We start from the raw sequence: 12,229 nt of genomic DNA on the forward strand, positions 1-12,229 counted from the left end.
GGCGTCTATATTTAGGCGACGCGCCGGATCTTCTCGGATTCGCGCGCGATCAGGTCGTCAAGGGTGTCGTTCAGCTTCCATTCCGGTTCGAATCCGGTGAGCGCCCGCAGTTTGTTGAGCACCGGACGCCGGTGCGTGACGTCCTCGAACTCCTCGCCGTAGGCATCCTTGTAGGAGATGTAGTGCAGCGGCGAGCTGCTGTGCGCGCGTTGCACGATCAGCGAGGCCAGGTCGTGGATGGAGATCTCCTGGTCGTTGCCGACGTTCACCACCTCGCCCCAGGCCGCCGGGCAGCCGGCGAGGCGATCCAGCGCCACCACGGTGTCGCGTACGTCGCAGAACGATCGTGTCTGGTTGCCTTCGCCGTAGATGGTGAGCGGCTCGTTGTTGACTGCCTGTCTGACGAAACTGGGCACCACCATCCCGTAATGACCGACCTGGTTGGGACCGATGGTGTTGAACAGCCGCGCGACCACGATATTCAGGCCGTATTTGCGGGCGTAGGAGAAGGCGAGGAACTCGTCCGCCAGCTTGGTCACGGCATAGGCCCAGCGCAGGCGACCGGCGGAGGGCAGTACGATGTAGTCGATCTCGGAGAAACTGCTGCTGGTGTTGAAGCCATACACCTCCGAGGTCGAGGCGATGATGACCTGCGGGTTCCAGCTGCCCTGCTGGATGACGTGCAGGATCCGTTCGGTGCCGGTCATGTTGGTCGCCATCACGGCCACCGGGTCCTCCAGTACCTNTTNTACGCCGACGACCGCGGCCATGTGGTAGATGCGGTCGGCCCAGGCGACGGCTTTGTCGAGGCCGTTCCAATGCAGGATGTCGGCCTCGGCAAAGCGGAAGGCAGGGTTGCCGCGGAAGGGGTCGATGTTCGTAAGCGAGCCCGTACTCAAATTGTCGACGACATAGACCTGGTCGCCCAGCGACAAATGGTGCTCTGCCAGATGCGATCCGATGAATCCTGCGCCGCCCGTGATCAAAACATGCATGTTCCACCTCTCCGAGTTTTCGGCATCCACTGCCGAACGATTAACAGGACGGCTGTGCGGTCCACGATCAAGGCCCAGTAAAAACAATGAGTTGTCTTTTTTATTGGAAGGCCAGACCGCCAGCATCGTGCCTATTGAGGGTGCAGCAAGGAGCGTACCAATCCGTGCGCATATAGATAGATCGCTTCAAGGGCACCTTTTGGGTGCATGCTCGTCCCTGTCTTATGGCGACATCTAGGATTCGGGGCGTATTTTTGGGGCGGCATGTTGGCCTGTCATGTGCCCATCACCAATTTTTCCTATGGTTAATCAAGTGATGACATTTTTCTTGTCGTCAGTGGCACAGCCGTTGCTTGATGACGATCGGGCGGCATCGAATGCCATAGCCAAATGGCGTGGCCCATTCCGGTAGGGAGAAACACTGCATGGCATCATCAGTATTCGCGAAAGAGAAACAGGATGAGGTGACGGGACCGCTGCATCGCCCGGTCTGTCTTCAGTTGAAAGCGCATCAGGCCATCATGGCGGCGGCCCATATGCGCGACATGTTCGCAATCGATCCGGCGCGCTTCGAGCGGTTCTCGTTGCAGGTCGGCGAGTTGTTGCTGGATTATTCGAAGAACCGCATCACCGACGAGACCATGGGTCTGCTGGTTCGGCTGGCCGAAGAGGCGGACGTGGCCGGCTGGCGCGACCGCATGTTCAGCGGCGACAAGATCAACAACACCGAGAATCGCGCGGTCCTGCATGTGGCCCTGCGCAACCGCAGCAATCATCCGGTCGTCGTCGACGGCGAAGACGTGATGCCCAGAGTGAACGCGGTGATCGAGCGCATGGGTGCCTTCGCCGAGCGGGTGCGCAGCGGCGAGTGGCGCGGCTACACCGGCGAGCGCATCACCGATGTCGTCAACATCGGCATCGGTGGCTCTGATCTTGGGCCGCAAATGGTCTACCAGGCGCTGAAGCCGTACCGCCATCCGCGTCTGAAGGTGCATTTCATCTCCAACATCGACGGCGCGCATGTGAAGGAGGCGCTGGAGACGTTGAATCCGGAAACGACGCTGTTCATCGTGTCGTCCAAGACCTTCACCACGCAGGAGACGATGACCAACGCACACTATGCGCGTGCGTGGTTCCTGGCGCAGTCGCAGGCAGAGAAGCACATCGCACGGCATTTCGTGGCGGTGTCGACCAACCGCGACGGGGTCGTCGCTTTCGGCATCGATCCCGCCAACATGTTCGAATTCTGGGACTGGGTGGGCGGACGCTATTCGCTGTGGTCGGCGATCGGGCTGTCGATCGTGCTGGCGGTGGGCGCAGAGCGCTTCGTCGAGTTACTGGAGGGCGCCCACGCCATGGACGAGCATTTTCGCCATGCGCCTCTGGCTGCCAACATGCCGGTCATCCTGGCGCTGCTGGGCGTGTGGTACAACAACTTCTTCGGTGCCGAGTCGCACGCGATCCTGCCGTATGACCATTACCTGCGCAGCCTGCCGGCCTACCTGGAGCAGGCCGACATGGAAAGCAACGGCAAATCGGTCGACCGCGACGGCAACATCGTCGACTACCCCACCGGCGCGATCGTCTGGGGCGCCACCGGCATCAATGGCCAGCACGCGTTCTACCAGCTGCTGCATCAGGGGACCAAGATCATTCCGGCCGATTTCATCGTGTCGGTCGAATCGCACACCGAATTGCAGGAACATCACGACATCCTGATCGCCAACTTCCTCGCGCAGACCGAGGCGCTGATGCGCGGCCGCACGCGTGAGGAGACGCAGGCGCAGACCGGGCAGTTCGTGTCGCACAAGGTGTTTGACGGCAACCACCCCAGCAACGCGATCCTGTTGCAGAAGCTGACGCCGCATGCGCTCGGTATGCTGATCGCACTGTACGAGCACAAGATCTTCGTGGAGGGCGTGATCTGGAATCTCAACTCCTATGACCAGTGGGGCGTGGAACTCGGCAAGCAGCTGGCCAGTCGCATCCTGCCCGAGTTGCATGCCGACGCACCGGTGGCGGGGCATGATGCCTCGACCAACGCGCTGATCAATTACTATCGCCGCATGAGTCATCCGCGCACTGGCCTATAGTTCGAAGATGGAGTTGATTGCAGGCGATATTGGCGGAACCAAAAGCTGGCTGGCCTGGACGACCGGCGAGGCGGACGGTGCGATGCGCCTGCGCTTCGAACGGGTGTATGCCAGTGCCGATTTTGCGTCTGCGGAAGCCTTGTTGCGGCAGTTCATCGCCGATTCACAGGATATGTCCCGGCCGGATCGGCTGGTCCTGGCGCTGCCAGGGCCGCTGCATGCGCAGCAGGTGCGCCTGACCAACCTTGGCTGGACGGTCGCTGCAGGCTCGCTGCAGGCTGTGCTGGGTATCGCCGAGGTTCAACTCATCAATGATTTTCAAGCGGCTGCCACGGGAGTGGCCGCCCTGTCGACGGCCGACCGGGTCGCGCTCAATTCGCAGCCGGCCGAGCCAGGCGGCGTGCGCGTCGTCACGGGCGCGGGGACGGGGCTCGGCCTCGCTTTCATGCTGGCGGACGACAGCGGGCACTACCGGACGTTTGCGACCGAGGGCGGACATATCGACTTTGCGCCGGCCAGCCCGATTCAGGTGCGGCTTCTGGAACGCTTGCGTGAAGAATACGGTCATGTGTCCTGGGAGCGCGTGGCATCGGGTTCGGCCATGAACGATCTATACCGCTTTTGCTGCATCGAGCATGAACGGCCGTTGCCCGATGGCGTGGTGGACGGTGCCGAGCTTGCCGTGCGCGCCGAATCGGGCGATGCCGCCGCCGAAGCCGCACTGGATCTNTTTGTCGACTTGTACGGTGCGTGGGTGGGCAACGTGGCATTGCTGTATCGGCCGCATGGCGGCCTGTATATTGCGGGCGGGGTGAGTGCGCATTTGCGCATGCGGATGCAGTCCGCCCGCTTCATGGAAGCCGCCGTTGCCAAGGGACGCATGCGCAGTGTGGTTGAGCGTACACCGATTTTTCTGGTTACCAGCAGCAGGCTGGGCGTGGCGGGGGCGCTTGCAGTGGGGCAGGCCATGTCTCGTGGACAGCATCCCCGTCCCGTCCAGCAATCAATAACGAGATAGACGAGGAGCAGTTCATGACTCTTTCCAAGGCCGAACAGGAACGCCTTTACCGCTATTACACCGAACCGAAAATGGTGACCGATCTCACCCGCAAGACGCTGGCGCTCGTGCTGGCGGGCGGGGAGGGTTCGCGGCTGAAGGACCTGACCGCCTGGCGCGCCAAGCCGGCCGTCCCGATCGGCGGCAAATACCGCATCATCGACTTCCCGTTGTCCAACTGCGTCAACTCCGGGATTCTCCGCATCGGCGTGCTCACGCAGTACAAGTCCCACTCGCTGATCCGGCATCTGCAGCGTGCCTGGGGCTTCATGCGTGCCGAGATCGGGGAGTTCGTCGAGATCCTGCCCGCGCAGCAGCGTACCCACAAGAAGGAGTGGTACCAGGGGACGGCCGACGCGCTGTTCCAGAACATCGACATCATGCAGCGCCATCACCCGGAATACGTGCTGGTGCTTGGCGGCGATCATGTCTACACCATGGATTATTCGGAGATGCTGCTGTATCACGTGCAGACCGGCGCGGATTTCACCGTCGGCAGCATCGAGGTGCCGGCTGCCGAAGCCAGCGGATTCGGCGTGATGTCGGTCGACGAAGAGATGCGCATCACCCGCTTCACCGAAAAACCCAAGGATCCCGACTGTATTCCCGGAAAACCCGGGACAGCCCTGGTATCGATGGGCATCTATATCTTTTCCAAGGATTTCCTCTACAAGACGCTGATCGAGGATGCGGGCAAAACCAGCTCCAGCCACGATTTCGGCAAGGACATCATTCCCGCCAACATCGGCGAAGCCCGCGCCATGGCCTTTCCTTTCCGCGACAGGAATGGCGAGCCTGCCTACTGGCGCGATGTGGGGACGCTGTTTTCCTACTGGCAGACCAACATGGAATTGTGCTCGATCGAGCCGGAACTCAACCTGTACAACCGCGACTGGCCGATCTGGACCTACCAGCCGCAATATCCNCCCGCGAAATTCATTTTCGACGATGAAGGGCGGCGTGGCGAAGCGATCGATTCGCTGATCGCCGGCGGCTGCATCCTGTCGGGCGCGCGGGTCAAGCGTTCGGTGCTGTTTTTCGCCACCACGGTGGAAAGCTACAGCCTCATCAAGGACAGCGTGATCCTGCCCAAGGTCTCGATCGGCAGCAATTGCCGCATCACCCGCGCCATCATCGACAAGGGGACGGTCATTCCCGACGGAATGGTCATCGGCGAGGACCTGGTGGAAGACGCCAAGCGCTTCCACGTCACGCCCGAGGGCATCGTGCTGGTGACGCCCGCGATGCTCGGCCAGAACCTTTACGCGAGACTGCAGAATGACTACGACGGCTAAATCGCTCAATGTGGTGCTGTGCTGGCACATGCACCAGCCGTATTACCGGGAGGGCCTCAAGGGCGCCTACCATCTGCCCTGGGTGTACCTGCACGGCATCAAGGATTACAGCGACATGGCCGCGCATCTGGAGCGCTACCCGGCGATGCGTACGGTAGTCAACTTTGCGCCGGTGCTGCTGGAGCAGCTTGACGATTATGCCCAGCAGCTCGACGTGCTGCTGAAGCACGGCAAACCCACCCAGGACCACATGCTCAACCTGCTGTCCGGGGTCGAACGCATTCCGTCCGATGCCACCAGCCGTTTGCGCATCGTGCGGGATTGCCAGCGCTGCAACGCGACGCGCATGATCCACCCATACCCTGCCTTCCATCGTCTGTTGAGCATGATCGGCGTGGCTGACGAGACGAGCGGCGACAGCGCCGGACTTCCCTGGCTGATGGGCTATTTATCCGAGCAGTATTTCCTCGATCTGCTGACCTGGTACCACCTCGTCTGGCTGGGGCATTCGCTCAGACAGCTGCCGCTGGTACGGCGCTTGATGGCGCAGGAAAAGCATTATTCGGCAGCGGATCGCCACGAACTGTTGCACCTGATGCAGCACTGCATCGCCGGACTGATTCCGCGCTATCGCGCGCTTGCCCAACGCGGCCAGATCGAGTTGTCGATGACGCCATACGGCCACCCCATCGTGCCCCTGCTGAACGATTTCTCCAACCTGCGCGATGCGATGCCCGACGCCCCTGTTCCCGATGCGCCCGGTTATCCGGGCGGGGCGGAGCGTTCGCGCTGGCATTTGCAGCATGGTGTCGAGGTGTTCGAGCGCTATTTCGGCATGAAGCCAGCCGGCGTGTGGCTGTCGGAAGGCGGCGTTAGCGAGGATGCGCTGGCCCAGCTCGACAAGATGAATTTTGCCTGGACGGCGTCGGGCGAGGGCGTATGGCGCAGCAGCTGCGACAAGTCGGGCTGCCCGCCCGAGCAGACGCAAACCAAGCGTGCGCTGTTCTCNCCCGCCCAGGTCGATGGCTTCAAGACGCGGGTTTTCTTTCGCGACGACGGCCTGTCGGATCTGATCGGCTTCAAGTACAGCGACTGGCACGCCGACGACGCGGTGGGCGACTTCGTTCAGCACCTGGAGAATATCGCCACCTTTTTCGGCAAGGATGCGAACCGGCATGTCGTCTCGGTCATTCTCGACGGCGAGAATGCCTGGGAGTATTACCCCGACAATGGCCACCATTTCCTCAATTCCCTTTATGCGGCGCTGTCGAATCATCCCACGCTCAAGGTCGGAACCTTTGCCGAACAGGTCGCGCATATCCCGCCGAAGCCAATGAAGCGGCTGGCGGCCGGCAGCTGGGTATATGGCAGCTTTTCGACCTGGATCGGATCGGACGACAAGAACCGCGGCTGGGATTATCTGGTTGCCGCCAAGCAGGCCTACGACAGCGTGGTGGCAACCGGGAAACTGAATGCCGATCAATTGGCGCTGGCGACCCGCCAGCTCGCCGTCTGCGAAGGTTCGGACTGGTTCTGGTGGTTCGGCGATTACAACCCGGCCAGCAGCGTCAGCGATTTCGAGCAGCTGTATCGAACCCAGCTGCGCGAGTTGTATCGGCTGCTGGGCGTCGCGCCGCCGGCCCTGCTGGATGTGCCGCTGTCGAGCGGCGGCGGCTGGGCGGAAAACGCCGGCACCATGCGCAGGAATGCCGGATGAATTTCAATACGCGCCGCGCCGGCATTCTGTTGCACCCGACGTCTCTGCCATCCTGCACGCTGGAAGACGTCGAGCGCTGGCTGGATTTCCTGCAGGCAGCCGGCATCACGGTATGGCAGATGCTGCCGCTCGGCATTCCGCTGTCCGGATTGTCTCCCTACCAGTGCGCCTCGGCGTTTGCGGTCAATCCTGCGCTGTTTCCCGGAGCGCGCGCCGACATGCGCGGTTTCTCCAGTTGGCGCAAGAAACAGCACCACTGGCTGGACGATTATGCGCGCTTCATGGTGATCAAACAGGAGCAGGGCGGCGCTCCCTGGACCGATTGGCCGCGTGAACTGCGCGATCGCGATGCGCAGACGCTGTCCGCGTTCGACATCAGTCATGCCGATGCATTGAAGGCCGTCATGGCTGAGCAGTATCGGTCCGCCGTGCGGGGCAGACCATCCGTGCGGCGGCAGCGGAGCGCGGTATCCGGATGTTCGGTGACATGCCGATCTTCGTTGCGCACGACAGTGCCGACGTGTGGGCCCAGCGGCATCTGTTTCTGCTGGATGAAACGGGACATCCCACCGTGGTGACCGGGGTGCCGCCGGATTATTTTTCCGAAACGGGGCAGCGCTGGGGCAATCCGCATTACAACTGGGACGTGATGCAGGCCGACGATTTCGCCTGGTGGCGGGCTCGGCTGCGTGCCCATTTCGAGTGGTTCGATCTGGTTCGTATCGACCATTTCCGCGGGCTGTGCGCGGCCTGGACGATTCCGGCCAGCGAACCGACCGCCATTCATGGCGAGTGGCGTGCGACTCCTGGCGCGGCGCTGCTGCAGGCAATCAGTGCTGAAATGCGGGACTTGCCGCTGGTGGCCGAGGATCTCGGCATCATCACGCCGGACGTGACCGCGTTGAGACACCAGTTCGGGCTGCCCGGCATGTCCGTGCTGCAGTTCGCATTCGACGCCCATGCCGACAACCCGCACAAGCCCGAGAATGTACAGCCCGATACGGTTTATTACACCGGTACGCACGACAACGACACCACGCTGGGCTGGTGGCGCACGCTGCCCGATCATGTCCGGTCCGAGGTCATGCAGCGGCTGGGCGTTTCGGATCCCGATACAGTCCTGGACGCGATGATGGCCACGGTGCTGGAAAGTCGTGCCGCCCTGGCGATGCTGCCACTCCAGGATGTACTGCACCTCGGCAGCGAGGCGCGCATGAATACGCCCGGCACGGACAGCGGCAACTGGGCCTGGCGGTTTGAATGGAATGCGCTGGCGCCGGACCTGGCGCCCCGTTTGCGACAACAATTACAGAAAGCCAATCGATGCGAGAGTCAGTCCACGCCATGAATGCATCACTTCAACCGTTGGCGGGCGCGTCCCTGCCCGTCGTCAGCACACCGATCATGCGGGTTCAGGCCGGTACGCACCACGACCCGTTCGAAGTGCTGGGGCTGCATCCGCAGCCTGACGGGCGTATCCTGATCCGAGCCTTCCTTCCGGCAGCCGAGGCCGTCGAACTCGCGGCGACCGGCGCTCGGATGACGCGCGTGGCGGGTACAGACTGCTTCGAACTGCTCCTGCCGCACGACAGCACAAGCGAGAGGCATCCGCTGCTGCGCTGGCAGGACAAAGGGCGGGGCGACTGGCATACCACGCAATGCCCGTATACCTTCGACGCGCAACTGGGCGAAATGGATCTGCATCTGTTCGGCGAAGGACGGCACCTGGAAATCTGGAAGGTGCTGGGCGCGCGGATGAAGACCATCGACGGCGTCGACGGTTGCCTGTTTGCGGTATGGGCGCCGGCCGTGCAGCGCGTCAGCGTGGTTGGCGATTTCAATGCGTGGGACGGCCGCCGCCATCCGATGCGCTGCCGCGGCGTGTCCGGCGTATGGGAGCTGTTCATCCCCGGCCTGGATGCCGGTCACGCCTACAAGTTCGAAATTCTCGGCAGCCACGGCCAGCTGGTGACCAAGACCGATCCCTATGCGCGGCGCATGTTCCTGCGTCCCGAGACCACCAGCCGCGTGCCCGACGACACGCCATACGCATGGGGCGACGGCGGCTGGATGGAGGCCCGGGCCCGATTCGACTGGCAGCACAGCCCGGTCAGCATCTACGAACTGCACCCCGGCTCCTGGCGGCGGCATGCCGACGGCAACTTTTATACCTGGGGCGAGCTCGTGACCGAGCTGATCCCCTACGTGCTGGACCTCGGCTACACGCACATCGAGCTTCTGCCGGTGGCCGAGCATCCGCTCGATGCCTCGTGGGGCTACCAGGTGTCGGGTTATTACGCGCCGACTGCACGCTTCGGCTCGCCCGACGACTTCCGTGCCTTCGTCGATGCCTGCCACCAGGCCGGCATCGGTGTGCTGCTCGACTGGGTGCCCGCACACTTTCCGAAGGATGATTTCGCGCTGGCGCGTTTCACCGGCGAGCCGGTCTATGAGCACGCCGATCCGCGCCGCGGCGAGCATCAGGAGTGGGGGACGCTGGTGTTCGACTTCGGCCGCAACGAAGTGCGCAATTTTCTGGTGGCCAATGCGCTCTACTGGCTGGACGAATTCCACATCGACGGCCTGCGCGTCGATGCGGTCGCCTCGATGCTGTATCTGGACTATTCGCGGCAGCCGGGCGAATGGCTGCCGAACCAGTATGGCGGGCGCGAGAACATCGAGGCGGTGCACTTCCTGCGCGAGATGAATACCGAAGTGCACGCCCGCTTCCCCGGCGTGCTGACCATCGCCGAGGAGTCGACCGCGTGGCCGGCGGTATCGCGTCCGGTCGAACTTGGCGGACTGGGCTTCTCGATGAAATGGAATATGGGCTGGATGAACGACAGCCTCGACTACATCGAGAAGGAGCCGATCTACCGCAAGTACCAGCACAACCAGCTGACCTTCAGCCAGATGTATGCGTGGACCGAGAACTTCGTGCTGCCGCTGTCGCATGACGAAGTGGTGCACATGAAGAAAAGCATGCTCGACAAGATGCCGGGCGACACCTGGCAGCGCTTTGCCAACCTGCGGCTGTTCTACGCCTGGCACTACGCGCATCCGGGCAAGAAGCTGCTGTTCATGGGCAGCGAGTTCGGCCAATGGAACGAATGGAAGGAAGCCGGCCAGCTCGACTGGGTGCTGCTCGAGTTTCCCGCGCACGACAGCATCCGCGCGCTGCTGCGCGATCTGAACCGGCTCTATCGCAGCGAGGCGGCATTGCATGAATTCGACTTCGATCCGCGTGGATTCCGCTGGATCGATTGCCACGACGCCGACCAGTCGGTGTTGAGCCTTGTGCGGCAGGGGCGGGATGCGTCCGCACAGATGGTGGTGCTGCTCAATTTCACGCCGGTACCGCGTCGGGGCTATCGCATCGGCGTGCCGTCGGGCACCGCATGGTGCGAGGTGCTGAACACCGACTCGATGTATTACGGCGGCAGCAACCTCGGCAACGGCCAGCCGCTGCACCCGCAGAATCTGCCCTGGATGGGGTTCGACCATTCCGTCGAAGTGACGCTGCCGCCGCTGGGGGCGATCTTTCTCAAACCCTGCAGTTGATTCGACCCAATAAAATTAGGGACAAAAACCAATAATGAAACGCGGAGCAATGAAAATCCTGTTTGTCGCCAGCGAGGCCTACCCGCTGGTGAAAACCGGCGGGCTGGGCGATGTGGTCTACAGCCTGCCGCATGCCTTGCAGGCGCGCGGCGCCGATATCCGCCTGGTTCTGCCGGGCTACCGGGCGCTGTTGCGCCAGCTCGACCAGGTGCGCATTCTCGGCTGGCTCGGCGTGCGCGGTGCCGAAGGCATCGTCAGTGCGCGCATCCTGGAAACGCGCCACCCCGATTTTGCGTTTCCGCTCTGGGTGATCGACTGTCCGCCCTTGTTCGACCGCCCGGGCAATCCCTATGTCAACGCCAACGGCCAGGACTGGCCGGACAACGCCGAGCGCTTCGCGGTGTTCGCGCGGGTGGCCGCACTGCTGGCGCAGGATGCGCTCGATATCGGGTGGCAGCCCGCGGTGGTGCACACGCACGACTGGCAGACCGGGCTGGTGGCGGCGTTTCTGGCCGACCAGCCGGGACGTCCGAAGACCGTGTTCACCATCCACAATCTGGCCTATGGCGGCTANTTTTCACATACCGATTTTGTCCGCCTGCAGCTCCCCGGCCCATGGTGGTCGTCCGAGGGCGTGGAATTCCACGGTGGCCTGTCCATGCTGAAGGCGGGCATCGTCTACGCCGATGCCGTCACCACCGTGAGTCCCACCTATGCCGCAGAAATCTGCACGCCGGCATTCGGCTACGGACTCGACGGACTGCTGCTTTCCCGGCAATACAAGCTGCATGGGATTCTCAACGGAATCGATACCCGGATATGGAACCCGTCCACCGATCCGCACCTGCCCGCGCATTATTCGATGAGCCGCATTCTGCCCGGCAAGCGGCGCAACAAGCAGGCACTGATCGAGCGTTTCCTGCCGCGCGCCGGTGACGACGCGATGCAGGCGCCGCTGCTTGGACTGGTGGGGCGGCTGGTCGAGCAGAAGGGGATCGATTGGGTGCTGGCGGCGATCCCGGTGCTGTTGGCCGAGACCGATGTGCGCTTCGTGCTGCTCGGCAGTGGCCAGGCTGCATACGAGCATAAGCTTACGCGCCTGGCCAAGCAGCATCCCGAGCGTGTATTCGTCGAGATCGGCTACGATGAGGCACTGGCTCATCACATCGAAGCGGGCGCCGACCTGTTCCTGATGCCGTCCCGCTTCGAACCGTGCGGACTCAACCAGATGTACAGCCTGCGATATGGCACGCCGCCCATCGTCTTCAAGACCGGCGGCCTGGCCGACACGGTGGTCGACGCCGATGCGGAGAATCTGGCAGTCGGCAGTGCCACCGGCTTCGTGTTCGACGTGCCGGAACTGGCGGCNTTTCTGCAGGCCATTCGGCGTGCGCTCGACCTGTATCGCCAGCCCACGCAATGGCGCCGCCTGCAGCAGAATGGCATGCGCCAGTCGTTCGACTGGGCGGATAGCGCCGGCCATTACCTCGCACTCTATTCCACTTGAACTC

9 protein-coding genes are annotated in these 12,229 nt (G+C 62.6%); 8 read left to right on the forward strand and 1 reads right to left on the reverse strand.

The genetic code is table 11. The features are described 5' to 3' along the window. Window positions 1–11: 11 nt before the first annotated feature. Window positions 12–995 carry an NAD-dependent epimerase/dehydratase family protein gene (locus HZY77_RS16010; protein ID WP_296816936.1) on the reverse strand — a complete coding sequence of 328 codons (984 nt, stop codon included), beginning with the start codon at window positions 993–995 and terminating at the stop codon, window positions 12–14. Between the two features lie 425 nt (window positions 996–1,420). Here HZY77_RS16010 and pgi point away from each other — a divergent pair, with 425 nt between their 5' ends. The 8 genes from pgi to glgA all read left to right on the forward strand — a co-directional run bounded on the left by pgi (window position 1,421) and on the right by glgA (window position 12,225). Further along, window positions 1,421–3,088, forward strand: coding sequence for a glucose-6-phosphate isomerase (pgi, locus tag HZY77_RS16015; RefSeq protein ID WP_296816939.1), 1,668 nt, complete (start codon window positions 1,421–1,423; stop codon window positions 3,086–3,088). A 7-nt stretch (window positions 3,089–3,095) separates the two neighbouring features. Beyond that, entirely contained in the window at window positions 3,096–4,106 is a 1,011-nt protein-coding gene (locus tag HZY77_RS16020; protein ID WP_296816942.1) for an ROK family protein, read from the forward strand. 14 nt (window positions 4,107–4,120) lie between these two features. After that, complete coding sequence (glgC, locus tag HZY77_RS16025; RefSeq protein ID WP_296632996.1) at window positions 4,121–5,440, forward strand: glucose-1-phosphate adenylyltransferase; 1,320 nt, start codon at window positions 4,121–4,123, stop codon at window positions 5,438–5,440. Then, on the forward strand, window positions 5,424–7,157 hold the full coding sequence (locus tag HZY77_RS16030; protein ID WP_296816945.1) for a glycoside hydrolase family 57 protein: 1,734 nt from the start codon (window positions 5,424–5,426) through the stop codon (window positions 7,155–7,157). The genes glgC and HZY77_RS16030 overlap by 17 nt, the downstream gene beginning before the upstream one ends. Further along, window positions 7,154–7,735 (forward strand): 4-alpha-glucanotransferase, encoded by a 582-nt coding sequence (locus tag HZY77_RS16035; protein WP_296816949.1) that lies wholly within the window; start codon window positions 7,154–7,156, stop codon window positions 7,733–7,735. Before HZY77_RS16030 ends, HZY77_RS16035 begins: the two co-directional genes overlap by 4 nt. Beyond that, complete coding sequence (gene malQ, locus HZY77_RS16040) at window positions 7,645–8,505, forward strand: 4-alpha-glucanotransferase (protein WP_296816952.1); 861 nt, start codon at window positions 7,645–7,647, stop codon at window positions 8,503–8,505. Before HZY77_RS16035 ends, malQ begins: the two co-directional genes overlap by 91 nt. After that, window positions 8,502–10,718, forward strand: a complete 2,217-nt coding sequence (gene glgB / locus HZY77_RS16045) for a 1,4-alpha-glucan branching protein GlgB (protein ID WP_296816956.1) — start codon at window positions 8,502–8,504, stop codon at window positions 10,716–10,718. Before malQ ends, glgB begins: the two co-directional genes overlap by 4 nt. 49 nt (window positions 10,719–10,767) lie before the next feature. Continuing rightward, window positions 10,768–12,225, forward strand: a complete 1,458-nt coding sequence (gene glgA / locus HZY77_RS16050) for a glycogen synthase GlgA (protein ID WP_296816959.1) — start codon at window positions 10,768–10,770, stop codon at window positions 12,223–12,225. Window positions 12,226–12,229: the final 4 nt, after the last annotated feature.

This window comes from Thiobacillus sp. (assembly GCF_013693775.1).
GTDB lineage: Bacteria > Pseudomonadota > Gammaproteobacteria > Burkholderiales > Thiobacillaceae > Thiobacillus.

Coding starts and splice junctions, on each gene's coding strand:
- pgi (WP_296816939.1), top strand. CDS start 1,421: ATGGCATCATCAGTATTCGCGAAAGAGAAACAGGATGAGGTGACGGGA.
- HZY77_RS16035 (WP_296816949.1), top strand. CDS start 7,154: ATGAATTTCAATACGCGCCGCGCCGGCATTCTGTTGCACCCGACGTCT.
- malQ (WP_296816952.1), top strand. CDS start 7,645: ATGCCGATCTTCGTTGCGCACGACAGTGCCGACGTGTGGGCCCAGCGG.
- glgB (WP_296816956.1), top strand. CDS start 8,502: ATGAATGCATCACTTCAACCGTTGGCGGGCGCGTCCCTGCCCGTCGTC.